General features: G+C 62.0%; 21 protein-coding genes. 13 read left to right on the top strand and 8 right to left on the bottom strand.

Annotated features, from left to right (window positions below):
- Positions 1–10: 10 nt before the first annotated feature.
- Both ACK59L_RS05170 and ACK59L_RS05165 read right to left on the bottom strand, forming a co-directional pair.
- Positions 11–721, bottom strand: coding sequence for a PolC-type DNA polymerase III (locus ACK59L_RS05170; RefSeq protein ID WP_058602998.1), 711 nt, complete (start codon positions 719–721; stop codon positions 11–13).
- On the bottom strand, positions 718–2,655 hold the full coding sequence (locus ACK59L_RS05165; protein ID WP_409272241.1) for a DUF294 nucleotidyltransferase-like domain-containing protein: 1,938 nt from the start codon (positions 2,653–2,655) through the stop codon (positions 718–720). Before ACK59L_RS05165 ends, ACK59L_RS05170 begins: the two co-directional genes overlap by 4 nt.
- Before the next feature lie 208 nt (positions 2,656–2,863).
- Between ACK59L_RS05165 and ACK59L_RS05160 the strand changes: the two genes are divergently transcribed.
- Positions 2,864–3,316, top strand: a complete 453-nt coding sequence (locus ACK59L_RS05160) for a response regulator (RefSeq protein WP_167338898.1) — start codon at positions 2,864–2,866, stop codon at positions 3,314–3,316.
- A gap of 67 nt (positions 3,317–3,383) precedes the next feature.
- On the opposite strand, the gene ACK59L_RS05155 is transcribed toward ACK59L_RS05160, so the two are convergent.
- On the bottom strand, positions 3,384–5,561 hold the full coding sequence (locus tag ACK59L_RS05155; protein ID WP_409272238.1) for a malate synthase G: 2,178 nt from the start codon (positions 5,559–5,561) through the stop codon (positions 3,384–3,386).
- Between the two features lie 445 nt (positions 5,562–6,006).
- On the opposite strand from ACK59L_RS05155, the gene ACK59L_RS05150 reads away from it, so the two are divergent.
- Positions 6,007–6,525, top strand: coding sequence for a glycine cleavage system protein R (locus tag ACK59L_RS05150; RefSeq protein ID WP_409272236.1), 519 nt, complete (start codon positions 6,007–6,009; stop codon positions 6,523–6,525).
- A 245-nt stretch (positions 6,526–6,770) separates the two neighbouring features.
- Here the strand turns inward: ACK59L_RS05150 and rarD are convergent, their stop codons facing one another.
- The 4 genes from rarD to ACK59L_RS05130 form a co-directional block, all read right to left on the bottom strand.
- A complete protein-coding gene (gene rarD / locus ACK59L_RS05145) occupies positions 6,771–7,658 on the bottom strand; it encodes an EamA family transporter RarD (RefSeq protein ID WP_409272234.1) in 888 nt (295 codons plus the stop codon).
- A 62-nt stretch (positions 7,659–7,720) separates the two neighbouring features.
- Positions 7,721–8,695, bottom strand: coding sequence for a serine/threonine protein kinase (locus ACK59L_RS05140; RefSeq protein WP_409272232.1), 975 nt, complete (start codon positions 8,693–8,695; stop codon positions 7,721–7,723).
- A gap of 95 nt (positions 8,696–8,790) precedes the next feature.
- Complete coding sequence (locus ACK59L_RS05135; protein ID WP_196134811.1) at positions 8,791–9,555, bottom strand: TOBE domain-containing protein; 765 nt, start codon at positions 9,553–9,555, stop codon at positions 8,791–8,793.
- Positions 9,556–9,636: 81 nt separating this feature from the next.
- Entirely contained in the window at positions 9,637–10,371 is a 735-nt protein-coding gene (locus ACK59L_RS05130) for a ComF family protein (protein ID WP_409272230.1), read from the bottom strand.
- An 87-nt stretch (positions 10,372–10,458) separates the two neighbouring features.
- Between ACK59L_RS05130 and bioB the strand changes: the two genes are divergently transcribed.
- The 9 genes from bioB to ACK59L_RS05085 all read left to right on the top strand — a co-directional run bounded on the left by bioB (position 10,459) and on the right by ACK59L_RS05085 (position 20,790).
- Complete coding sequence (gene bioB, locus ACK59L_RS05125) at positions 10,459–11,517, top strand: biotin synthase BioB (protein ID WP_058603006.1); 1,059 nt, start codon at positions 10,459–10,461, stop codon at positions 11,515–11,517.
- A gap of 1 nt (position 11,518) precedes the next feature.
- Positions 11,519–12,691 carry an 8-amino-7-oxononanoate synthase gene (gene bioF, locus ACK59L_RS05120; RefSeq protein WP_409272227.1) on the top strand — a complete coding sequence of 391 codons (1,173 nt, stop codon included), beginning with the start codon at positions 11,519–11,521 and terminating at the stop codon, positions 12,689–12,691.
- Entirely contained in the window at positions 12,684–13,415 is a 732-nt protein-coding gene (locus ACK59L_RS05115) for an alpha/beta fold hydrolase (RefSeq protein WP_100852371.1), read from the top strand. Before bioF ends, ACK59L_RS05115 begins: the two co-directional genes overlap by 8 nt.
- Entirely contained in the window at positions 13,408–14,226 is an 819-nt protein-coding gene (gene bioC / locus ACK59L_RS05110) for a malonyl-ACP O-methyltransferase BioC (RefSeq protein ID WP_409272225.1), read from the top strand. Before ACK59L_RS05115 ends, bioC begins: the two co-directional genes overlap by 8 nt.
- A 9-nt stretch (positions 14,227–14,235) precedes the next feature.
- Positions 14,236–14,916 (top strand): dethiobiotin synthase, encoded by a 681-nt coding sequence (gene bioD / locus ACK59L_RS05105; RefSeq protein WP_196134816.1) that lies wholly within the window; start codon positions 14,236–14,238, stop codon positions 14,914–14,916.
- A 171-nt stretch (positions 14,917–15,087) separates the two neighbouring features.
- On the top strand, positions 15,088–15,384 hold the full coding sequence (locus tag ACK59L_RS05100; RefSeq protein ID WP_144964008.1) for a pyrroloquinoline quinone biosynthesis protein PqqE: 297 nt from the start codon (positions 15,088–15,090) through the stop codon (positions 15,382–15,384).
- Between the two features lie 263 nt (positions 15,385–15,647).
- Positions 15,648–17,453, top strand: coding sequence for a phenylacyl-CoA dehydrogenase (locus tag ACK59L_RS05095; RefSeq protein WP_058603012.1), 1,806 nt, complete (start codon positions 15,648–15,650; stop codon positions 17,451–17,453).
- Positions 17,454–17,605: 152 nt separating this feature from the next.
- The gene (locus ACK59L_RS05090) at positions 17,606–18,889 is read left to right on the top strand and encodes a diguanylate cyclase (RefSeq protein ID WP_196134818.1); all 1,284 of its coding nucleotides are present in this window, start codon (positions 17,606–17,608) and stop codon (positions 18,887–18,889) included.
- Between the two features lie 122 nt (positions 18,890–19,011).
- On the top strand, positions 19,012–20,790 hold the full coding sequence (locus tag ACK59L_RS05085) for an acyl-CoA dehydrogenase C-terminal domain-containing protein (protein WP_196141942.1): 1,779 nt from the start codon (positions 19,012–19,014) through the stop codon (positions 20,788–20,790).
- 309 nt (positions 20,791–21,099) lie between these two features.
- On the opposite strand, the gene ACK59L_RS05080 is transcribed toward ACK59L_RS05085, so the two are convergent.
- Positions 21,100–22,023 (bottom strand): LysR family transcriptional regulator, encoded by a 924-nt coding sequence (locus ACK59L_RS05080; RefSeq protein WP_058603015.1) that lies wholly within the window; start codon positions 22,021–22,023, stop codon positions 21,100–21,102.
- 203 nt (positions 22,024–22,226) lie between these two features.
- On the opposite strand from ACK59L_RS05080, the gene ACK59L_RS05075 reads away from it, so the two are divergent.
- Together ACK59L_RS05075 and ACK59L_RS05070 are read left to right on the top strand one after the other, a co-directional pair.
- Positions 22,227–23,471, top strand: coding sequence for an aminotransferase class III-fold pyridoxal phosphate-dependent enzyme (locus tag ACK59L_RS05075; RefSeq protein ID WP_409272221.1), 1,245 nt, complete (start codon positions 22,227–22,229; stop codon positions 23,469–23,471).
- 142 nt (positions 23,472–23,613) lie between these two features.
- The gene (locus ACK59L_RS05070) at positions 23,614–23,772 is read left to right on the top strand and encodes a YqaE/Pmp3 family membrane protein (RefSeq protein ID WP_023532725.1); all 159 of its coding nucleotides are present in this window, start codon (positions 23,614–23,616) and stop codon (positions 23,770–23,772) included.
- Positions 23,773–23,782: the final 10 nt, after the last annotated feature.

Below are 23,782 nucleotides of genomic sequence, written 5' to 3'. Positions count from 1 at the left end.
CCCCCGTTGCCTATAGACCGTGGCGCTGGGCCATCCGACGTCGCCAGTTGTGCAGGCATTGCTCAAGTTGCGCCGGGCTCTGGATGTGCTGGCGGCGCGCCTGGCTCAGCAGAATCAACGCCAGCTCGGCGGTCACCTGTGCGTCGGCGCTGGCGTGATGACGCGCCTGTACCTGCAGCCCGAAACGCGCCACCCAGTCATCGAGCCCGGCCTCTCGCAACACCGTGTCGGGATTGAGCATGGGTGCCATCTCGGCCACATCGAGGAAGGGTATTTGCAGACGATAACCCAGGCTCTGTTTGAGGGCCCGTGCAAGCATGCGTTCGTCGAATGGCGCGTGGAACGCCAGTACCGGGCTGGTGCCAATGAACTCGAGCAGGTCAAGCAGTGCGTGCCCTGGGTCGCAGCCCGCTGCCAGGGCGCTTGGGCCCAGGCCGTGTATCAGGACGCTGGGGTTGGTTTTCTGCTCAGGTCGGTACAGGGTTCGCTCGAACTGCTGCGAGAAGTCCAGCGCCCCGTCCTCGATAGCCACTGCGCCTATGGACAGCACTTGATCGCGGTTGGTGTTCAGGCCGCTGGTTTCCAGGTCAAGCACCACCCAGCGCTGCTCGCGCAGGGTGCAGGTGCCAAGCGCAGTGGGTGCAGGCAAGGCCGCCAGGCGTTCACGCTGCGAAAGCGCTAGCTGCGGAGCATGGGGACGCAGCCATGCGAACAAGCTCACAGCTGGTACCGCATGGCCAGGCTGCTCTGCAACCGCTGAGCTTGGCGCAGGGACTCGCGCAAGATGCGCCGGTCCAGGTGATTGAGGCTATCTGGGTCCAGGCGGTTGGAGTAGGCCAGGTGCTCGCGTGCCTGGCGTTGATGTTGCTGCATGCGGGTCTGTTGGATGAAATGGTACGCCTCTTCGTACGCGGCGCCGTCCAGTGGGTCGATCACGCCCTTGCCCACCAGCTGGCGAATGCGCTCCAGGGTATTGCAGGCGCCGATCCCGTGAGCCAGCGCCAGCACACGTGCGGCGTCGACGAAGGGCGTCAGGCCCTGAACCTTGAGGTCCAGCGTGCCAGCCTTGTCAGTGCCCTGGCGGGTCAGCACGAAGTCGCGCAGACGGCCCACAGGCGGGCGTTGGCGCAGGGCATTGTCAGCCAGCATGCGTTGGAAGATACGGTTGTCGGCTATCAGCTTCAGCAATGTGCTGCGCAACGCCTCGCAAGTGTGCTCATCGCCCCAGACCACCCGCAGGTCGAAGTAAATGCTCGAGCCCAGGAGGTTTTCCGGACTCGCGTCACGCACGAAGCCGGCAAAGCGCCGTGACCACTCGCTGTGCGACAGGCACAGCGCAGGGTTGCCGGCCATGACATTGCCCTTGCACAGCGTAAAACCGCACTGCGCCAGGCATTGGTTGATGTACTGCGCCAACGGTAGCATCCGCGCCCGAATGGCCTGGGCTTCGGTGTCATCGGCCGCGTCGAAAACAATGCCGTTGTCCTGGTCGGTGTGCAGGGTCTGCTCGCGCCGCCCCTCACTGCCAAAACAGAGCCAACTGAATGGCACCCCCGGATCGCCACGCTCTGCCAGCGCCAGTTCGATGACTCGGCACACCGTGTGGTCGTTGAGCAAGGTGATGATTTGGGTGATCTGCGTAGAGGAAGCACCGTGTGCGAGCATGCGCTCGACCAACTGGCTGATTTCGCCTCGCAGGGAAACGAGGGTGTCCAGGCGCGGTGCATGACGAATGGTGCGCGCCAGGTGGACAAGGTCTACCCGCTGAAGGGAAAACAGATCGCGCTCGGACACCACCCCACACAATCGCCGGTTCTCCACCAGGCAGACGTGCGCGATGTGTCGCTCGGTCATTGCCATGGCGGCATCGAAGGCACTTGCCTGGGGGCTCAGGTAGAACGGTGCGGCGGTCATGTGCCGCGCCACGGGGGCACCCAGGTCGGCATCGGCTGCGGCCACCACCTGGCGCAGGTCGCGCAAGGTGAAAATGCCCGTGGGCTGGCGCTGCCCATCGACGATCACGATCGAGCCAACCTGCTGCTCATGCATCAGCCGTACGGCTTCGCGCAGCGGAGTCTCAGGGGCGCAGGCCACGGGATGACGCATGGCCAGTTCGCCCAGCGGTGTATTCAGGGAGTACTGGGTGCCCAGTGTCTGCACCGCCTGCTGACGGACTTGTTGGTTGACTTGGTCCAGCAGGCTGCTGACCCCTCGCAAGGCGAAATCGCGGAACACCTCGGAAAGGGAAAAGACGCGGATGAATGCCGCTTTGTTCAGTTGCAGGCAGAAGGTGTCGTCACCGGCCAGGTGCTCCGTACGCGTGGCTCGCTCGCCGAGCAGGGCCGCCAATGGAAAACACTCGCCATGGGTAATCTCGAACGTGGTCTCAACCCCCGGTTTGACCAGGTGCTGCCGTTCACCGACGACGCGGCCCTGCTTGACGATGTAGAAATGCTCGACCGGCCCATCGCTTGGCTTGATGATGCTTTCGCCGCTGGCGTAGAAGCGCAGTTGGCACTGCTCGACCAGATAGGCCAGATGGCTCTGCTCCATCTGATTGAAGGGTGCAAAGCGTTGGAGGAATTGCAGGGTGCCCTGAATGTTCTGCAGCACCGCAGTTCTACCCGCTTGCTGGTAGGCGTCTTTTTTGCTCATCGACCTGACCGTATCGCTACGCCGAACTATATATATCTATCTATAGGGCCGGCTTTGTTGTTTTCGGCGTTCATGGTCGGCCTGCAGGGGCTTGGTGCCCATTGGACGTAAGTCTAGGGCGCGACCACGTCAATAATCCGACGAAAGGTAAATCGGGTGTCGGAAAATCCGCGGTCTTACCTGTAGAGCGAATGGATACGAGACGACCATGTCTGAGCACACCGACATTTTGAGCGACGCAGAGCGCGCGGCACTGGCTGCTGTGAGCGCGCCACCGCCTGCCCGGCCGGTGGTGCTCGTGGTCGACGACAATCCGGTCAACAGCGAAGCCTTGATGTTGTACCTCAAAAGCAAGGGTATCGACGGCATGACGGCCGATGGCGCCCAGGAGGCGCTGTTCAAGCTCCATTATGAACCTCGGATCGCGCTGATGATCACTGATCTGCGGATGCAGCCCGAGGATGGGCTGTACCTTATCCACAAGGTACGCGAGATGCCGGAGGCGGACCGGGCCGCGCTTTCGATCATCGTGGTATCAGGCGATACCGACGTGAAAGAGGCCGTTGATGTAATGCACCTGGGGGTGGTGGACTTTCTGTTGAAGCCCGTGGACCTCACGAAGCTGCTCGAACTGGTGAAGCGCGAACTGAAGCTGGCCTGACGCGCAAGCAGGGCCCGAAGGCCCCGCCGATCAACGCTGCAAGCAGCTTACTTTACCCACCGGTCATTCAAAGTCCGTTGCGTGCCTTGAACTCACGGCGACGGCGATGCAGCACAGGCTCGGTATAGCCGTTGGGTTGCTTGGCGCCTTCGAGTACCAGCTCGACTGCCGCCTGGAAGGCAACGTTGTCGTCGAAGTTGCCCGCCATCGGGCGATACAGCGGGTCGCTGGCGTTCTGCTTGTCGACCACCGCCGCCATGCGCTTGAGGCTTTCGAGCACCTGCTCCTGGCTAACTACGCCATGGCGCAGCCAGTTGGCTAGCAACTGGGCAGAAATGCGCAAGGTGGCACGGTCTTCCATCAGCCCCACGTTGTTGATGTCGGGCACCTTGGAGCAACCCACGCCCTGGTCGATCCAGCGAACCACATAGCCCAGGATGCCCTGGGCATTGTTGTCCAGCTCGTTGCGGATTTCCTCGTCCGACCAGTTAGGGTTGCTCGCCAGCGGAATGGCCAGGATGTCATCGACCGAAGCCGGTGTGCGCGAAGCCAGCTCGCGCTGGCGCGCCTGCACGTCCACCTTGTGGTAATGCAGGGCGTGCAGGGTGGCGGCCGTTGGCGAAGGCACCCACGCGGTATTGGCACCGGCCAGCGGGTGAGCGATCTTCTGCTCCAGCATGGCGGCCATCAGATCGGGCATGGCCCACATGCCCTTGCCGATCTGCGCACGCCCTTGCAGACCGGTGGCAAGGCCGACATCGACGTTGTTGTTTTCATAGGCGCCGATCCACTTCTCGTTTTTCATGGCGCCTTTGCGCACCACCGGGCCTGCCTCCATGGAGGTATGGATTTCGTCGCCAGTGCGGTCGAGGAAGCCCGTATTGATGAACACCACGCGCTCGGCAGCGGCCTTGATGCAGGATTTGAGGTTGACCGTTGTGCGGCGCTCCTCGTCCATGATGCCGACTTTGACGGTATTGCGCTTCATGCCCAGCAGGTCTTCGACCCGGCTGAATATCTCGGCGGCGAACGCCACTTCTTCCGGGCCATGCATCTTCGGCTTGACGATATACACACTGCCGGTACGGGTGTTGCGACGGCTGGTGGTGCCGTTGAGGTTGTGCAGCGCCATGAGGTTGGTGAACAGACCGTCCTGGATACCTTCCGGGACTTCGTTGCCTTGGGCGTCGAGGATGGCCGGGTTGGTCATCAGGTGACCCACGTTGCGCACGAACAGCAGCGAGCGACCATGCAGGGTGACGCTGCCCCCGTTGGGCGCTGCGTACTCGCGATCAGGGTTCATGGTGCGGGTGAACGTCTTGCCGCCTTTGCTGACGCTTTCGGCCAGGTCACCTTTCATCAGCCCCAGCCAATTGCGATACACGATCACCTTGTCGTCGGCGTCGACGGCCGCCACGGAGTCTTCGCAGTCCATGATGGTGGTCAGTGCCGATTCCATCAGGATGTCCTTGACGCCTGCGGCATCGGTGCTGCCCACCGGGGTACTGGCATCGATCTGGATTTCGAAGTGCAGGCCGTTGTGCTTGAGCAACACAGCGGTCGGGGCGTTGCTGTCGCCGTGGAACCCAACCAGTTGGGCATCGTCGCGCAGGCCGGTGTTGCTACCGCCTTTGAGGGTGACGACCAATTGGCCGGCCTCGATGCGATAAGCCGTGGAATCGACGTGCGAACCTGCCGCCAGCGGTGCCGCTTCATCGAGGAAGGCACGGGCGAAAGCGATCACTTTGTCGCCACGTACCTTGTTGTAGCCTTGCCCCTTTTCGGCACCGCCTTCGTCGCTGATCGCGTCGGTGCCGTAGAGCGCGTCGTACAGCGAGCCCCAGCGGGCATTGGCGGCGTTCAGGGCAAAGCGTGCGTTCATGACCGGTACCACCAACTGCGGACCGGCCATGTGGGCGATTTCTTCGTCCACATTTTGCGTGGTGGCCTGGAAATCGTCGGCTTGTGGCAGCAGGTAACCGATTTCCTGAAGGAAAGCCTTGTAAGCCGGGGCGTCGTGGGCCTGGCCTTTGCGGGCCTGATGCCAGGCGTCGATCTGGGCTTGCAGCTCGTCGCGCTTGGCGAGGAGGGCTTTGTTCTTTGGAGCGAGGTCGTTGATGATCTTTTCAGCACCTGCCCAGAACTGCTCGGCGACGATGCCGGTTCCGGGGATGGCTTCGTTGTTCACGAAGTCGTACAGGACCTTGGCGACCTGAAGGCCACCGACTTGAACGTATCCAGTCATTGCTTGCCTCACTCTGCTCAGCTATTTCGCTCTTTTGTATTGAGCCTGTAGCGCTTCTCCTCGCACGGCACCAGTGCATGCCTCCGGTAGGAGCCCGGACGCGGCTGGGTGCGTTTTGCCTGCCCGACGGCAAGCAGCGTGCATTCTTCACAGGCGCCTCGACAGACCTTCAAACGACGTTGTGTAGTCCGCGCCCACGGATACTACATGAAGCAGCCGGCTGGGCACTATCAGACTAAAAGCGGCGTCAGGCGACCTGTTGGTCGCACAAGATCATGCAAGGAAGCGCCATGTTCGCAAAAAACGGAGTGATTGTTCCAGATAAATCTTAAAACAGTACACGATTTATAAGGCAGATTGCCCTGCGGCAGGTTGACGCGCCGTGCCTATACTGTGGCGACACCCCGGCCCCTGCAGGGCCTGAACCCCACTCGAGGAACATCCCGTGGAACATCTTGTGCTTACCGTGATCGCCCCGGACAAGGCTGGCCAAGTCGAGCGGATCGCCCAGTGCATCGCTGATTTCGAGGGCAATTGGCTGGAAAGCAGCATGTCGCGCATGGCTGGGCAATTTGCCGGCATCCTGCGGGCAGCAGTGCCGGCGGATCGGTATGACGCGTTGGTAGACGCGCTTGGGGCATTGTCCGCACACGGCATTCGCGTGCAATTGGCAGAAAGTGGCGGCGAGCCTACCCATGCATCCAAACCCTTTGGCATGGACCTGGTTGGTAACGACCGGCCAGGGATCGTGCGCGATATCACCCGTGTGCTGGCCGAGCTGAACGTGAACGTCGAGCGCATCGCCACGGAGGTACGTCCGGCACCGATGAGCAACGAACCGCTGTTCCATGCCGAGGCCATTCTGGCATTGCCCGCGTCCCTTCCTCTGGAGCAACTGCAGCAACGTTTGGAGGCCCTGGCCGATGACTTGATGGTGGAGTTGCGACTACGCGCGGATGAGTGAATGTCGATCGCGCTTGCAGTAAAGCTTGCAGGGGTTATCCCTATTTAAAGGGGACGGCCTTGTGGATAAGCTGGGGCTATCGCGCCCGAGCGCCCGGCTTGCAAGGGCTGCGGAGATTTGATCGAAAATTGATCAATGCAGAGGGGGTTGTTCACAAACGACGGGGAAGAGGGTGTGGATAAGCTCTGGAGATGTCTCTGCAGCCCTTGGAAATCAAGGTATACAGAGACATGATCGTTTTTTGATCAGCGGCTTTTACGCAGACTCCACCACGCATCGACGCTGTACAGCGCCAGCCCCGCCCAGATGAACATGAATGCCGTGAGCGTGCTTGAGGACAGATGCTCGTCGAACAGCCATATGGCCTGGAGCAAAACCAGCGTTGGTGCCAAGTACTGCAGAAAGCCCAGCGTGGTGTAAGGCAGGTGCCGTGCGGCAGCGTTGAAACACACCAGCGGCACCAGGGTCACAGGGCCTGCAGCCATGAGCCACAAGGCCTCGCTTGTGGTGTAGAACGTGCCTTGCGCGCTCATGGCGGCGGGGTGCAGCAGCAGCCAGCCAAGCGCCAGCGGTACCAGCATCCAGGTCTCGACCACCAGCCCGGGCAGGGCCGCCACGGGGGCTTGTTTGCGAATCAGCCCGTAGAACCCGAAGGTCAGCGCCAGTGCCAAGGATACCCAGGGCAAGCTGCCCACTTGCCAGACCTGCTGCATCACGCCGAGCGCGGCCAGGCCGACAGCCAGCCACTGCAGGCGGCGCAGTCGCTCGCCGAGGATGAGCATGCCGAGCAGGACATTGATCAGCGGGTTGATGTAGTAACCAAGACTGGCCTCGAGCATGCGTCCATTGTTCACCGACCAGACATACGTCAGCCAATTGGCTGCGATCAATGTGCCGCTCAACGCCAGGATGGCCAGGCGCCGCGGGTTGTCGCGCAGGTCGCGCCACCAGCCGGGGTGCTTCCAGAAGGCGAGCAGTACCGAGCCGAACAGTGCTGACCACAGCACACGGTGGACGATGATCTCCACGGCGGGCACGCTTTGGATGGCTTTGAAGTACAGGGGGAACAGGCCCCAGATGATGTAGGCGCTCAGGCCCAGTAAATACCCGCGACGCGGGTTTGCAGCGTGCATGCAGAGTCCTTGCTTAATGTGCTGATTAACGGCCGCTATTGTAGACAGAGCCGACGGTCGATCTAGAACAACTTGAGTGGGGCCTCATCGAGGGCGGCCATTTGTTCACGCAGCGCCAGAATCTGATCGCCCCAGTACCGCGGCTGACCAAACCACGGGAAGCTAGGTGGGAATGCCGGGTCATCCCAGCGACGCGCCAGCCAGGCACTGTAGTGCAGTTGTCGCAGGGCACGCAGCGGCTCGATCAACGCCAGCTCGCGCGGGTCGAAGTCGTGAAATTCGTTGTAGCCCTCGACCAGTTCGGCCAGCTGGCCCTGACGCTCATCCCGATTGCCCGCCAGCATCATCCACAGGTCCTGCACCGCAGGGCCCATGCGGCAGTCGTCCAGGTCAACCACATGGTAGACCTCGTCGCGGTGCATCAGGTTGCCCGGGTGCAGGTCACCGTGCAGGCGGATGGTCTGGTGCGGGGTGCGGGCATAGGCGGCTTCCACGCGTGCCAGCACATCGCGCGCAACCGATTCGAATGCGGGCAGCAATTCTCGGGGAACGAAATCGCCCTTGAGCAGTGTGTCCAGCGAGGCATGCCCGAAGTTATCCACAGCCAGCGCCTCCCGATGTTCGAACGGTCTGCTGGCAGCCACGGCATGCAGACGACCGATCAACTGTCCAAGGCGGTACAGCTGATCGAGGTTGCCGGGTTCCGGGGCATGGCCACCACGCCGCGGAAACAGCGTAAAGCGAAAGCCACCGTGTTCGAACAGCGTGTTGCCTTGATGCTGCAGGGGCGCTACCACCGGCACTTCGCAGGCGGCCAGTTCGGCCGTGAAGCGGTGCTCCTCGACGATGGCTGCATCGCTCCAGCGTCCGGGCCGGTAGAACTTGGCGATCAAGGGCTGCTCGCCCTCGATACCCACTTGGTAAACGCGGTTTTCATAGCTGTTGAGCGCCAATACCCGTGCATCGCTGAGAAACCCCAGGGATTCCACGGCGTCGAGCACCAAGTCGGGGGTAAGTGTGGCGAACGGGTGGGACATGATGACTCCGGCGGTAGGCAGCGTGGTCCTCATGTTACCGCGTTGGCCAGCCAGGCGCCGCAGGGCACTCGGCCCTTTGCCAGGGCCGCGACAGATCAGGCCGGGATGCCAATCACCACATCAGCGGCAGAGAACTGCACGCGCAGTGCGCTACCCACTGTCACCTGGTGCTCTGCCAGCCAGGCCGGTTCGGCGAAGGCGCACAGGATCTGACCATTGCCAAGCGCAAGGCGCACTTCGTGGGGGCCGTCGGTGCCCGTGAGAAGCGCGTCCACGGTCACCTGCAGGCAATTGTGCTGTTGATCCGCCTGGTCGCTGTGGCCCAGCAGGCGCACCCAGCCTGCCTTGAGCAAGGCCACCACCGTCGTGCCCAGGGTCAGCCCCAGGCGCTCGGTGCTGTCATGGGTGATCAAGGCTTGGATCTGTAACCCCCCACTCAGTGCGAGGCCGACCCGGTCATGCCATCCCACGCGATGCAGGGCGCTGACCTGCCCTTGCAGCTGGTTTCGGGCGCTGGTGCGCAGCATCAGGCGACCGAGCAGGTCAAGGTCGCTCACATCATCGGTGGCTTCGAGCAACTGAGCCTGCAGGGCTTGCAGACGCTGATACAGCCGCAGCACCCGTTCGCCTTCGGCAGACAGGCGTGCCCCCCCGCCACCGCGACCACCAGTGCTGCGCTCCACCAGGGGGCTGCTGGCCAGGTTGTTGAGTTCATCGATCGCATCCCAGGCAGCCTTGTAGCTCATGCCGGCAGCCTTGGCGGCGCGCGTAATGGAGCCCTGCTCGGCAATATGCTGCAAGAGGGCCACGCGCTGTGGGCGGCGGGTAATGTGGTGGGTCAGTGGGGCAGGTAAGGGCATGGGCATCCGACCGGTTCGGTGATGGGCCAGTGTACGGGTGGGCGTAGCGTACCACTGCGTCGCCATCACTGAGCTGCACGCTCATGCATGGCCGGGCTTGGGTGTACGTGCCAGGCAATAGACGTCCACACGTGCGACACCTGCCTTGCGCAGGACCTGTGCAATAGCCTGCGCCGTCGCACCGGTGGTCAGTACATCGTCGACGAGCGCGACATGTTGGCCGTGCAGGCCATCGCACACGGCGAACGCCTGGCGCAGGTTGCGCCATCGAGCCTTGGCGCTCAAATGCTGTTGGGCCGTGGTGTGGCGGGTGCGTACCAGCAGATGTTCGACGCAGGGCACTGCCAATTGCCTGGACCACCAACGCGCCAGCATCGCGGCCTGGTTGAACCCTCGTTCACGCAGCCGGCGCCGTGCCATGGGTACGGGAACCAGCACGTCGGGGCGGGGCAGGTCTTCGGCGTAGTGATGGCTCAATGCATTACCGGCAATCTCAGCCATCAGGCGTCCGAGCGGCCACTGGCGGTTGTGCTTGAACCGACTGATCAGGGTGTCCACCGGAAAGGTGAAATGCCAGGGTGCAAGCACCCGTTCGAATGCTGGCGGCCTGCGGTTGCACTGCCCGCACTCCATGCCTGCCATGGCCAGAGGCAGGGCGCAGCGTATGCAGTGGTCATCATCCAGCCAGGGCAATTGTTGTTCACATGGCTCGCACAGTGCGTAAGGTTGCAACGCAGGTGCACTGCATAAACCACATGTCTGGTTAATTGTTGACCATTTGTAAACCAGTCTTTTAAGCTTAAGTTGACAGTTCATGGGCCTTCCCTGACTATTTCGGCTATCCGTGAAGCGCGGGCGTTCTCCTTGCCCGGCGCCTGCTAGAGCCTAAACAAGGAAACGCCGATGAGCGCCAGCACAACTGCAACAACACGTCACGACTGGTCCCTGGCCGAGGTCAAGGCGCTGTTCCAACAGCCGTTCAACGACCTGATCTTCAACGCACAGGCCGTACACCGTGCGCATTTCGACGCCAACCGGGTGCAAGTCTCCACGTTGCTGTCGATCAAGACCGGTGCCTGCCCCGAAGACTGCAAGTACTGCCCGCAGTCCGGCCACTACAACACCGGCCTGGAAAAGCAGAAGCTGATGGAGGTGCAGAAGGTGCTCGAGGAGGCCGCGCGCGCCAAGGCGATTGGTTCCACGCGCTTTTGCATGGGCGCTGCGTGGAAGCACCCTTCGGCCAAGGACATGCCCTATGTGCTGGAGATGGTCAAAGGTGTCAAAGCCATGGGCCTGGAAACCTGCATGACCCTTGGCAAGCTCGACCAGGAGCAGACCCAGGCGCTGGCCCAGGCGGGCCTGGACTATTACAACCACAACCTCGATACCTCCCCCGAGTTCTACGGCAGCATCATCACCACTCGCACCTACGCCGAGCGCTTGCAGACCCTGGCCTATGTGCGCGATGCCGGCATGAAAATCTGCTCTGGCGGCATCCTCGGCATGGGCGAGACACTCGATGACCGCGCAGGCCTGCTGATCCAACTGGCCAACCTGCCCGAGCATCCGGAGTCCGTGCCGATCAACATGCTGGTCAAGGTGGCCGGTACGCCGCTGGCCGACGAGGCCGACGTTGATCCGTTCGACTTCATCCGCATGCTGGCGGTGGCCCGTATCCTCATGCCCAAGTCGCACGTGCGCCTTTCGGCAGGCCGTGAGCAGATGAACGAACAAATGCAGGCCTTGGCCTTCCTGGCCGGTGCCAACTCGATCTTCTACGGTGAAAAGTTGCTGACAACGGCCAACCCCCAGGCCGACAAGGACATGCAGCTGTTCGCACGCCTGGGGATCCAGCCTGAAGCCCGTGAAGAGCACGCCGACGAAGTGCACCAGGCGGCGATCGAGCAGGCGCTGGTCGAGCAGCGCAACGACGCGTTGTTCTACGACGCAGCGTCGGCCTGACATGGCCTTCGACCTGGCCGCGCGGCTGGCCGAACGGCGCGCGGCGGACCTTTACCGACAGCGCCCCTTGCTGGAAGGCCCACAAGGGCCAAGGGTGATGGTCGATGGCCAGCCGCTGCTGGCCTTCTGCAGCAACGATTACCTGGGCCTGGCGAATCACCCCGACGTGGTCGCGGCCTGGCAGGCGGGTGCCGATCGCTGGGGTGTAGGTGGGGGGGCTTCGCACTTGGTCATAGGCCATACCACGGCACACCACCAACTTGAGGAAGCGTTGGCCGAACTGACCGGGCGGCCGCGAGCGCTGCTGTTCTCCACGGGCTACATGGCCAACCTGGGGGTGATCACCGCTTTGGTGGGCAAGGGCGATACGGTGTTGCAGGACCGCCTGAACCATGCCTCGCTGCTCGACGGCGGCCTGCTCAGCGGCGCACGCTTCAGCCGTTACCTGCACAATGATGTTGGCAGCCTGAATGACCGTCTGGCCAAGGCTACAGGCAATGCGCTGGTCGTGACCGATGGCGTGTTCAGCATGGACGGTGATGTAGCCGATTTGCCGGCGCTGGCCCAGGCGGCCCGTGCGCGCGACGCCTGGCTGATGGTGGACGATGCCCACGGCCTGGGCACCCTGGGTGCGGGCGGCGGTGGGGTCGTCGAGCACTATGGCCTTGGCGTGGACGATGTCCCGGTACTGGTCGGTACGCTGGGCAAGGCGTGCGGTACGGCGGGTGCGTTCGTGGCAGGCAGTGAAGCGCTGATCGAGGCGCTGATCCAGTTCGCCCGGCCTTACATCTACACCACCAGCCAGCCGCCCGCTTTGGCCTGTGCCACCCTCAAGAGCCTTGAGCTGTTGCGGACACAGGCCTGGCGGCGCGAGCACCTGGCGGCACTGATACAACAATTTCGCGAGGGCGCAGAACAACTGGGCTTGCGCCTGATGGAGAGCCAGACGCCGATCCAGCCGATTGTCATCGGTGACAGCGCGCAAGCGCTTCGCCTGTCGCGTCTACTGCGCGAGCGAGGCCTGTTGGTGACCGCTATCCGGCCACCTACGGTGGCGGTCGGTAGTGCGCGATTGCGCGTTACCTTGAGCGCCGCCCACACGGCAGCCCAGGTGCAGCTATTGTTGAATGCATTGGCAGAGTGTTATCCACAGCTGGAGCGCGCCGATGCGTAACCGACTCGTACTGCTACCAGGCTGGGGCCTGGGAACCGCTTCCCTTGAGCCGCTTGCAGCCAGCCTGCGCGCCCAGGATCCTGGGCTTCAGGTGACGCTGATGCCCTTGCCGGAGCTGGATCACTGTGATGTGCAGGGGTGGGTCGAACACCTGGATCGCAAGGTGCCCCACGATGTGTGGCTTGGGGGGTGGTCTTTGGGCGGCATGCTGGCCAGTGCCCTGGCCGACAAGCGCGGCGACCACTGCTGCGGCTTGCTCACCCTGGCTAGCAACCCCAGTTTCGTGGCCCGTGCCGATTGGCCCCACGGGATGGCCGAAGACACTTTCGGAACGTTTCTTGATGGTTGTCGCAGCCACCCTTCGGTCACGCTCAAGCGCTTTCGCACCCTGTGCAGCGATGGGGCGATGCAACCGCGCACGTTGCTTCGGCAGCTGGGCGTAGGCGTTCCAGACACTGACCCGCTGTACCTGGCCACGGCGCTGCAGGTACTGGCGCAGCTGGATACCCGCGCAGCCCTCGAGGCATTCGCCGGCCCGCAGCTTCACCTTTTTGCCGGCGCAGATGCCTTGGTGCCAGCCGAAGCTGCGCAGGGGTTAAGCGAGCTGTTGCCCGACGTGGAAGTCGGCCTTGTGGAAGACAGTTCCCATGCGTTTGTGCTCGAGTATCCACAAGAACTGGCCAGCGGTATCAAAAGTTTTCTGCATGAGAGTGGCGATGACTGATCTAACCCAGCCAGGTTTGCCTGGCGCCTTGCCCGATAAACGCCAGGTGGCCGCGTCGTTTTCGCGTGCGGCCGCTAGCTATGACAGCGTGGCAGCCCTGCAGCGTGCGGTCGGCATGAACCTGTTGACGATGCTGCCATCTGACCTCGAACCGGCTCGCTGGCTGGACCTGGGCAGTGGCACGGGCCATTTCAGCCGGGCGCTTGCCGAGCGTTACGGGCCTGCAAGCGGTATCGCCGTGGACATCGCCGAAGGCATGCTGCGCCATGCTCGCGGTCGAGCCGATGGCGCCCAGTGCTACATCGTCGGCGATGCCGAGCGCCTGCCGCTGGGCGAGGGTTGCGTCGACCTCGTCTTTTCTAGCCTGGCCGTGCAGTGGTGCAGCCATTTCGCCCAGGTGCTGGATGAAGCGTTGCGTATCTTGCGACCGGGCGGTGTCCTGGCCTTCAGCAGCCTGTGCGTGGGTACGCTCGATGAATTGCGCTGCAGTTGGCAGGCCGTGGATGGCCAAGTGCATGTCAACCGCTTCCGGCGCTTCGACCAATACCAACGTTCATGTGCAGCCAGTAAGCTTGAGACGCTGGCCCTGCAACAATTACCGCACGTATTGCATTATGCGCACGTGCGCACATTGACCCATGAGCTCAAGGCGCTGGGGGCACACAATCTCAACCCGGGTCGTCCCGCCGGGCTCACCGGACGCGCCCGCCTACAGGGTATGCTCCAGGCATACGAAGCCTATCGCCAGCCACAAGGGCTGCCTGCCACTTATCAAGTGGTCTACGGCGTGCTGCGCAAGCCTGTGGCATAGGAGTACTTCATGAGTCAGGCGTATTTCATTGCCGGAACTGACACCGATGTCGGCAAGACAACCATTGCCGCCGGTCTTCTGCATGCAGCGAAGTTGCAGGGGTTGAGCACCCTGGGCGCCAAGCCGGTGGCATCGGGCTGCAACATGACAGCCAAGGGCTTGCGCAACAGCGACGCCCTGGCGCTCATCGACGAAAGCACCATCAAGCTCGCCTACGAGCAGGTCAACCCATTCGCCTTCGAGCCAGCCATCGCCCCCCATGTCGCCGCGCGAGAGGCCGGTGTGACGCTAGCGGTGGCGCAGTTGCTGGCAGACATGCGCATGGTGTTGGAGCAGCAGGCCGATTTCACCTTGATCGAGGGTGCCGGTGGCTGGCGGGTGCCGCTCTCGGGCCTGGAGAACCTGTCGGACCTGGCGGTTGCACTGAAGCTGCCGGTCATCCTGGTGGTAGGGGTAAGGCTGGGTTGCATCAGCCACGCGCTGCTCAGTGCCGAAGCCATCGAGCGTGACGGACTACAGCTCGCCGGATGGGTGGCGAACATTATCGAGCCAAGAACGTCGCGGCTCGAAGATAACCTGGCCAGCCTGGCCGAACGGCTGCCGGCGCCTTGTCTGGGCCGTGTGCCCAAGCTCAAGCAAGCCACGGCGGACAAGGTGGCCGAGCATTTGCAACTGGACTTGCTGGCATAACCTGCGCGTGCCTGCGCTGCGGATAGGGTCGAGCGTATGAAGGTTACCCGATGCTGGCATGGTCAAGGTCTATCAAGTGGCACCGAGCCATTAGCGATTTAAACGGGTTTTTTTGTGGCTGGCCTGCTTTAATGGGGCCTCACCGTCATCCAGTGTCGATGGAGTCCTGACATGGAAATCACCGGTAGCTCCGCCTTCTACGCCGGCCTTGGCGCCATTCACACTGGTCAGAATCGCGTCGACCAGGCCGCCAGCCAGATCGCCAACACCACCGCCGAACGTTCCGCCACCAGTCAATCGAGTGATTTTCAGGCCGAGCGGCTGCGTGCCGTCGACAGAAGTCAGCAAATGGACCTGGCCACCAGCACCGTGCAAATGGCCTTGGGCAGAACCGAAGTCGAGCTTGGCGCCAAAGTCGTCAAGGCATCCGACGAAATGCTGGGTCGTATCATCGATACCTATGCCTGACGGTCGATAGCGCGTTCTCGCCTGACACGCAACGCTCAGAAGCTTGCACTGCCTCGTTTTCTCTTCTCCGCTCGAAGTGTCCTCGTCCCTGCGGGGACGCAGGCATGTGTGCGGATGGCAGATTCGTCATTTTTCGTGGCGTAAATGGCATCGCGGGGCCTTCTTGACATCCGGCAGCGGTAAACGTAAGTTTCAAACAACTGTTTGATAGACCCTGCCGCGTGTGCCGGTCCCCCACAGAACTCACCTAGAGGTTCATCGCCATGCCTGACTACAAAGCCCCCCTGCGTGATATTCGCTTCGTGCGTGACGAACTGCTCGGCTACGAGGCGCACTATCAAAGCCTGCCAGGCTGTCAGGACGCCACGCCCGACATGGTGGACGCGATCCTCGAGGAAGGTGCGAAGTTCTGTGAGCAGGTACTGTCGCCGCTCAACCGCGTAGGCGATCAGGAAGGTTGCACCTGGAGCGAGGCGGGCGTGAAGACGCCGACCGGTTTCAAGGAAGCCTACCAGCAGTTCGTCGAAGGCGGCTGGCCAAGCCTTGCGCACGATGTGGAGCATGGTGGTCAGGGCCTGCCCGAGTCGCTGGGCCTGGCCCTGAGCGAAATGGTAGGCGGTGCCAACTGGTCGTGGGGCATGTACCCAGGCTTGTCCCACGGCGCGATGAACACGATCTCGGCCCACGGTACTGCCGAACAGCAGCACACCTACCTGACCAAGCTGGTTTCGGGTGAGTGGACCGGCACCATGTGCCTGACCGAACCCCATTGCGGCACCGACCTGGGCATGCTGCGCACCAAGGCCGAACCCCAGGCCGACGGCAGCTACAAAGTCAGCGGTACCAAGATCTTCATTTCGGCCGGTGAGCACGACATGGCCGAGAACATCGTGCATATCGTGCTGGCACGCCTGCCCGATGCACCGGCTGGTACCAAGGGCATTTCCCTGTTCATCGTGCCGAAGTTCCTGCCTAACGCCGAAGGCGCAGCGGGTGAGCGCAACGGTGTGAGCTGCGGCTCCCTTGAGCACAAGATGGGCATCCATGGCAATGCCACTTGCGTGATGAACTTCGACGCAGCCACTGGTTACCTGATTGGCCCGGCCAACAAAGGCCTGAACTGCATGTTCACCTTCATGAACACGGCACGCCTGGGTACTGCGCTGCAAGGTCTGGCCCATGCCGAAGTGGCCTTCCAGGGTGGCTTGAAGTATGCCCGCGAGCGCCTGCAAATGCGCTCGCTGACCGGGCCCAAGGCGCCTGAGAAGGCCGCCGACCCGATCATCGTCCACCCGGATGTGCGTCGTATGCTCTTGACCATGAAGGCCTTCGCCGAAGGCACCCGTGCGATGGTGTACTTCACCGCCAAGCAGGTGGACATCGTCAAGTACAGCCAGGACGAGGAAGAGCGCAAGAAGGCCGATGCCTTGCTGGCGTTCCTGACCCCAATCGCCAAGGCCTTCATGACCGAAGTAGGCTTCGAGGCTGCCAACCACGGGGTTCAGGTTTACGGTGGGCACGGCTTCATCGCCGAGTGGGGCATGGAGCAGAACGTTCGTGACAGCCGTATTTCCATGCTGTACGAGGGCACCACAGGTATCCAGGCACTGGACCTGCTGGGCCGCAAGGTGCTGATGACCCAAGGCGAGGCTCTCAAGGGCTTCACCAAGATCGTGCACAAGTTCTGCCAGTCGCAGGAAGGCAACGAAGCCGTCAACGAGTTCGTTCAGCCCCTGGCTGCGTTGAACAAGGAATGGGGTGAGCTGACCATGAAGGTAGGCATGGCCGCCATGAAGGACCGTGAGGAAGTTGGCGCGGCCTCGGTGGACTACCTCATGTACTCCGGCTACGCCTGCCTGGCTTACTTCTGGGCCGACATTGCCCGCTTGGCTGCCGAGAAGCTGGCAGCAGGTACCAGTGAAGCGGCGTTCTACACCGCCAAGCTGCAGACGGCACGCTTCTACTTCCAGCGCATCCTGCCGCGCACCCGCACGCATGTGGCTGCCATGCTGTCCGGTGCGGACAACCTGATGGCCATGGACGAAGAACACTTCGGCCTGGCTTACTGAGTTACCTCAGGTTGTACGCGAACCGTCTGCTCCGGCAGACGGTTTTTTTATGTCTGGCGCAAGCCAATAGCAAAGGTGCTCAAGTGTACAGGTGAATGGCCGATCAAATAAGGGCACAATGCCACTATTGGTCTGCCAGGTTGGAATTGCCCTTGCTTCGCCTTGACGCTGTTCGCGCAAGCCATTTCGTACCCTCGCTCGTCTTGCTGGGGGCAGGCTTGGCTGCGGCTTACGTCAAGGACCTCAGCGTTTTCTTCACGTCGCTTTTCAATGTTTTGCCAACCCTCGTGCTGTTGATGGGTGGCGCCTATTGCGCGGTATACAGGCGCCAGCGGGAGCTGTTTCTGATGCTCACGGTGTACATCGCCTATTTCCTGCTCGATACCCAGACCGACTTCTACCGGGACAACGGCCGCGTTCGTGAAGATGCTGCCGTGATCTTCCACCTGGTGTGCCTGTTACTACCGGCGTTGTATGGCCTTTATGGCATCTGGCAGGAGCGCACGCATCTGCTCCAGGATCTGGTCGCCCGGTGTGCGGTGCTGGTGGCCACGGCCGCGGTGGCGGCAGGCTTCGAGCAAAGCTTTCCCGAGGCGTTGCTGGCCAGCCTGGCGGAAATCCGCTGGCCAGTCCTGCACGGCCAGTGGATGAGCCTGATCCAGCTGGCCTACCCGGTGTTCATGGGCATGCTGGCGTTACTCGTCGTGCAGTACCTGCGCGCGCCCAGGCCCCTGCATGGCGCCTTGATCGTGGGCCTGATCGGTATTTTCTGGATGCTGCCCAAGACGTTCGTGTTGCCCTTCACGCTTAACATCATGTGCAGTCAGGTCATGTTGATGATTGCCACGGCAGTCGCCCATGAAGCGTACCAGATGGCGTTTCGTGACGAGCTCACCGGGTTGCCGGGCCGTCGCGCGCTCAATGAGCGCCTGCAGCGACTAGGGCGCTCCTATGTGATTGCCATGGCCGACGTGGACCATTTCAAGCGCTTCAACGATACCCACGGGCATGATGTCGGCGACCAGGTATTGCGCCTCGTCGCCAGCCGGCTTGGCAAGGTCAAAGGGGGAGGCCGCGCCTATCGCTACGGCGGCGAAGAGTTCGCCGTGGTGTTCGCGGGCAAGACGGCCGAGCAGTGCGTGCCGCATCTGGAAGCGGTTCGAGAGGCGATCGCCGGATATGGCATGCACTTGCGTGACCAAAGTGCGCGTCCGCTGGATGACAACACCGGGCGCCAGCGCCGCGCGGGCAGCAGTGGCGACACGGTTACGGTGACCATCAGCCTGGGTGTGGCCGAGCGGCAGGGCGACAACCGTAGCGTTGATGAGGTGCTCAAGGCTGCCGACCAGGCGCTTTACGCCGCCAAGGCCGCAGGGCGCAATTGCTTGATGGTTCACGGCCTGAGAAACCATCGTGGAGCGGTGCGGGAGGCGTGACCATTGCTGACTATACAGTCTGTTGATGACCCTATGTGTCGTAAAAGTTGTTCGGTTACACTGGTTCCAATACCCGTGCTGCGGTGCTCATCGCCGCCCGTCCTGACCAGCGAGAGGTTGTCATGGCTGAATATAAAGCGCCCCTGCGCGACATGCGCTTCGTACTGAATGAAGTCTTCAACGTAGGCCAGCAGTGGGCGCAGCTGCCGGGCTTGGCCGAGTTGGTCGATGCCGAAACGGCCATGGCGGTGCTTGAAGAGGCGGGCAAGGTCACTGCACGCAGCATCGCACCGCTCAGCCGCGCTGCCGACGAGGAAGGCTGCCGCTGGGACAATGGCGCGGTGCATACGCCCGCGGGGTTCATCGAAGCGTACGACACCTATGCTCAAGGTGGCTGGGTAGGCGTGGGTGGTGACCCAGCCTTCGGCGGCATGGGCATGCCCAAGGCGGTATCGGCCCAGGTCGAGGAGATGGTCAACGCAGCCAGCCTGTCGTTCGGCTTGTACCCCATGCTCACCGCAGGCGCCTGCCTGTCGATCAACGCGCACGCCGACGAGGCGCTCAAGCACACGTATTTGCCGAACATGTATTCAGGTGTGTGGGCAGGCTCCATGTGCCTGACCGAACCCCATGCGGGCACTGACCTTGGCATGATCCGAACCAAGGCCGAGCCTCAGGCTGACGGCAGCTACCGGGTGACCGGCACCAAGATCTTCATCACCGGTGGCGAGCACGACCTGACCGAGAACATCATTCATCTGGTCCTGGCCAAGCTACCGGACGCACCGGCCGGCCCCAAGGGGATCTCCCTGTTTCTGGTCCCCAAATTCCTGGTCAACGACGACGGCAGCCTGGGTGCCCGCAACCCGGCGACTTGCGGGTCCATCGAGCACAAGATGGGTATCCAGGCCTCGGCCACCTGCGTGATGAATTTCGACGAGGCGGTCGGCTACATCGTTGGGGAGCCCAACAAGGGCCTGGCCGCGATGTTCACCATGATGAACTACGAGCGGCTTGGCGTTGGTATTCAGGGGCTCGCCTCGGCCGAGCGCTCTTATCAGAACGCTGTCGACTATGCCCGCGATCGCCTGCAAAGCCGTGCGCCGACTGGGCCGCAAGCCAAGGAAAAGCCTGCTGACCCGATCATCGTGCACCCGGATGTGCGGCGCATGCTGCTGACCATGAAGGCGCTGACCGAGGGCGGACGGGCGTTTTCCAGCTACGTGGCCATGCAGCTGGACAGCGCCAAATACGCGCAAGACAGCGCCGTACGCAAGCGCAGCGAAGAATTGGTCGCGCTGTTGACCCCTGTGGCCAAGGCATTTCTGACGGACCTGGGCCTTGAGTGCACCCTTCACGGCCAGCAAGTGTTCGGTGGGCACGGGTATATCCGCGAATGGGGGCAGGAGCAGCTGGTGCGCGATGTGCGCATTACCCAAATCTACGAAGGCACCAATGGTATCCAGGCGCTGGACTTGATGGGCCGCAAGGTGGTGGCCAGTGGTGGCGCGTACTACCAGTTGTTCTCCGACGAAGTGCGTCAGTTCATTGCCGGTGCCGGGGCTGACATGGCTGCGTTTACCGCTCCACTAGGCGCCGCGCTCGACCAGCTGGACGGTGTGACCGACTGGGTGCTGCAACAAGCCAAGGGCAATCCGAACGAGATCGGGGCAGCGTCGGTTGAATATCTGCATGCCTTCGGCTATGTCGCCTATGCCTACATGTGGGCATTGATGGCCCAGGCTGCCCTGGCAGGCGAGGGGGATGAAGCGTTCTACCAAGGCAAGCTCGGCACGGCACGCTTCTATTTTGCTCGCTTGCTGCCGCGCGTCGACTCGCTCATCGCCTCGGTCAAGGCGGGTAGCGAAACGCTGTACCTGCTGGATGCGGAGCAGTTCTAGGACTGGCGCAGACGTTGATACGGCCGTAGCTAAGGGCGCCCGCTTCAGGGTGGGCGCCATTACAAAGGGTGGAGATAGGAATGATTACCCTTTGTAAGCCTTTTCCTACAGCACGTGGTGACTTTTCACCACTGTTCTCAGATTGGATCCAGGGTTATCTTTATTCCATGGACGTTGCGCAGGAAGCGCATAGGACAGATCACGGAAGACGACGAAGGATTTCCTGCCAGGATGGTGGGGTGATACGGATGTCACAGGGAAACAGTCTGAAGAACCCCGCCTCGGCGGGGTTTTTCTTGTGCGTCACGTTCAGCCCAGTGCATCGAGTGGCGAAGCCGCCGGTCCACGCAAGTCAGTCTCTTCTTCGAGCAGGCCACGCAGAAGTTCTATTGAGGCCTGCTGACGCTGAGCGTCACGGAATACCAGCCCTACCTTCAAGGGCACCCTGGGTTCACTCAACGGCTTCCACAGCAGCCCTTGCTGCGCCTGTTCGGCTTCCTTGGCCCGCCCCGGCAGGATGGTCGCCAGTGAGGTGTGCGACAGGCTGTCGAGAATGCCTGCCATGTTATTCATTTCTGCCTGAACCTGCGGGCGACGACCTTGGCTGGCCAGCTGTGCCTGCCAGATCTGACGCATCTGGAATTCCTCGCCCAGCATCAGCATGGGCAGTTCCGCCGCCTGGCGGATCGACACCTTCTTGAAGTCCTTGAGCGGGTGGGTCGCTGGGATGACCAACTGCAATTCGTCCTCGTACAACAACACGCCATGCAGCCCAGGTTGGCGCGCGGGCAGGTAGCTGATGCCGATGTCCAGCGTGCCGCTGATCAGGCGCTTCTCGATTTCCAACCCCGACAACTCATAGATCTGCACTACCAGGTGCGGCTGGGCCTTGCGCAGTCGTTCCAGAAGCTGCGGTACCAGGCTCGGCCGAACCGTTTGCAAGACGCCGATCGCCAGGGTTCGCAGTGCCTGCCCCTTGAAGTTTCGCATCGCCTCGTGGGCCCTTTGCAAGCCATCGAGCAAGGGCAGGGCATGGTTGTACAAGGTGTGCGCCGCCAGTGTAGGCAGCAGGCGCTTGTTACTGCGCTCGAACAGGCTCAGGTCCAGGCCATGCTCGAGCTGGCGAATCTGCTGGGACAGGGCCGGTTGAGACAATGACAGGCGCTCGGCGGCACGCCCGACATGGCCTTCTTCGTAGACCGCGACGAAATAACGCAGTTGGCGAAAATCCATAAGTTCTACTTATTGAAAATACTGCTAAATCGAAATGTCGGAATCGGCATCCGACGCCTAGTCTATCGCGGTATAACAACGGGTTACAGGCTTCACAAGGACCTCATCCTTACCACGGTCTGACTCCCTATCCATAGGCACGGCATTTCACTCATACCAAGGCCGTTCCAGCCCTGCCCATCATCCAAGCGTGCATAACTTCGATGAACCTGTTCAACCTTCGCCGTCCAGCGCGTGCTATCGGGATTGAAACGTTGCCTGAGCCAGCACGCGCTCGGCCTCGTATTGATGCCAAGGCCCCTGACTCACCTGTTTTCATCAGAGGGCAAGGCGCGTGGCTTTGGGACGACCAAGGCCAAGCCTGTCTGGACTTCAACCAAGGCGACGGGGTCAACACGCTGGGGCACAGCCCCGATTCGATCGTCAAGGCGGTGGCGAACCAGGCTCAGGCTTTGATCAATCCGGGTGTGGGGCGCTCGCACGAGGGCGTTCTGGCATTGAGCGACCAGCTCTGCCAAGCGACTGGGAGTGAACGTGCCCTGCTTTTCGACAGCGCGGCACAGGCACATGAAGCCGCTATTCGCCTGGCTCGCCACTGGGGTGAACGCCACCGCCACGGCGCGGGCCATATTATCGTTGCCCGCCAGGGCGGGGAAGACGTGTACGGTGCGCCTGTGGCCAGCAGTGCAAGCCATAGCAAAACGGAACACGCCCATCTGAGCCATGTGCCGTTCAATGACCTGGCTGCACTGCACGCCGCAGTCGAGTCGCGCACGGTAGCCATCGTGTTGGAACCATTGCAAAGCCAGGGTGAGATCGTTCTTGCAACCGCCGAATACCTCAAGGGCGCTGAGGCCCTGTGCCGCGAGCTGGGCATTCTGCTGATCCTTGATGAAGCACGCACAGGCATGGGCCGCTGCGGTGCGTTGCTGGCCGAAACCCTGTACGGCGTGCAAGCCGACATCTTGGCGCTGGGTGCCGGCCTTGGTGGGGGTGTGCCACTGGCCGCTGTGCTGGTGCGCAACAGCGCTTGCTGCGCGCCGTTGGCAGGGCTGCCGGATGCCGGGTACAGCAATGCGGTGACGGCCGCAGCAGGCCTGGCAGTTCTGAAAACGGTGCTGGATGCAGGCTTCCTTGAGCACGTGCAGGACACTGGCCGTCATCTACGTGAGGGACTTAGCCGCCTGGCGGGCCGCTTTGGCCAGGGCCAGGTCTGCGGGAGTGGGCTGTTGTGGACGTTGCAGCTCAATGATCCCCTGGCACGGGCGCTGGAGCGTGCGGCATTGCAAGAGTGCCTGTTGGTCGGTGCGCCTCAGGCCGATGTGCTGCGGTTCTCGCCGGCGCTAACGGTGACCCGCGGCAATGTCGACGAAATGCTGTTGAGGCTTTCGCGCGCGTTCGCGCGACTGCATGCGGTCCAGGCCTCGGGACGAAAGATGCCCGCCTAGTCCACCCACGTAAAACCGAACCGTCTGGCGTTTCTGCGCACCGCCCCGGGCCTGTCACATTCGGCCCTGGGCGTTTTTTTGCCTGTGGAACCTCTGCAAGCGGCTGCGAGTCTGTGATGTAACCCCTTACGGAGAGACTCGCATGGACATTATCCGGATTATCATCGCAATCATTCTGCCGCCCTTGGGCGTGTTTCTGCAGGTGGGGTTTGGTGGAGCCTTCTGGCTGAACATTCTGCTGACCTTGCTGGGCTATATCCCAGGCATCGTGCACGCGGTGTACATCATCGCCAGGCGCTGAATTCCGTGCG

Source organism: Pseudomonas sp. KCJK9111 (genome assembly GCF_046231935.1).
GTDB lineage: Bacteria > Pseudomonadota > Gammaproteobacteria > Pseudomonadales > Pseudomonadaceae > Aquipseudomonas > Aquipseudomonas parafulva_B.
Note: the sequence above shows the minus strand (reverse complement) of the source record. Positions and strands in the feature narration are given on the sequence as shown.

Coding starts and splice junctions, on each gene's coding strand:
- ACK59L_RS05075 (WP_409272221.1), top strand. CDS start 22,227: ATGAACCTGTTCAACCTTCGCCGTCCAGCGCGTGCTATCGGGATTGAA.
- ACK59L_RS05135 (WP_196134811.1), bottom strand. CDS start 9,555: ATGCCCTTACCTGCCCCACTGACCCACCACATTACCCGCCGCCCACAG.
- bioF (WP_409272227.1), top strand. CDS start 11,519: ATGGCCTTCGACCTGGCCGCGCGGCTGGCCGAACGGCGCGCGGCGGAC.
- ACK59L_RS05140 (WP_409272232.1), bottom strand. CDS start 8,695: ATGTCCCACCCGTTCGCCACACTTACCCCCGACTTGGTGCTCGACGCC.
- ACK59L_RS05165 (WP_409272241.1), bottom strand. CDS start 2,655: ATGAGCAAAAAAGACGCCTACCAGCAAGCGGGTAGAACTGCGGTGCTG.
- ACK59L_RS05100 (WP_144964008.1), top strand. CDS start 15,088: ATGGAAATCACCGGTAGCTCCGCCTTCTACGCCGGCCTTGGCGCCATT.
- rarD (WP_409272234.1), bottom strand. CDS start 7,658: ATGCACGCTGCAAACCCGCGTCGCGGGTATTTACTGGGCCTGAGCGCC.
- bioB (WP_058603006.1), top strand. CDS start 10,459: ATGAGCGCCAGCACAACTGCAACAACACGTCACGACTGGTCCCTGGCC.
- ACK59L_RS05085 (WP_196141942.1), top strand. CDS start 19,012: ATGGCTGAATATAAAGCGCCCCTGCGCGACATGCGCTTCGTACTGAAT.
- ACK59L_RS05155 (WP_409272238.1), bottom strand. CDS start 5,561: ATGACTGGATACGTTCAAGTCGGTGGCCTTCAGGTCGCCAAGGTCCTG.
- ACK59L_RS05160 (WP_167338898.1), top strand. CDS start 2,864: ATGTCTGAGCACACCGACATTTTGAGCGACGCAGAGCGCGCGGCACTG.
- ACK59L_RS05080 (WP_058603015.1), bottom strand. CDS start 22,023: ATGGATTTTCGCCAACTGCGTTATTTCGTCGCGGTCTACGAAGAAGGC.
- ACK59L_RS05070 (WP_023532725.1), top strand. CDS start 23,614: ATGGACATTATCCGGATTATCATCGCAATCATTCTGCCGCCCTTGGGC.
- ACK59L_RS05095 (WP_058603012.1), top strand. CDS start 15,648: ATGCCTGACTACAAAGCCCCCCTGCGTGATATTCGCTTCGTGCGTGAC.
- bioD (WP_196134816.1), top strand. CDS start 14,236: ATGAGTCAGGCGTATTTCATTGCCGGAACTGACACCGATGTCGGCAAG.
- ACK59L_RS05115 (WP_100852371.1), top strand. CDS start 12,684: ATGCGTAACCGACTCGTACTGCTACCAGGCTGGGGCCTGGGAACCGCT.
- bioC (WP_409272225.1), top strand. CDS start 13,408: ATGACTGATCTAACCCAGCCAGGTTTGCCTGGCGCCTTGCCCGATAAA.
- ACK59L_RS05130 (WP_409272230.1), bottom strand. CDS start 10,371: ATGAACTGTCAACTTAAGCTTAAAAGACTGGTTTACAAATGGTCAACA.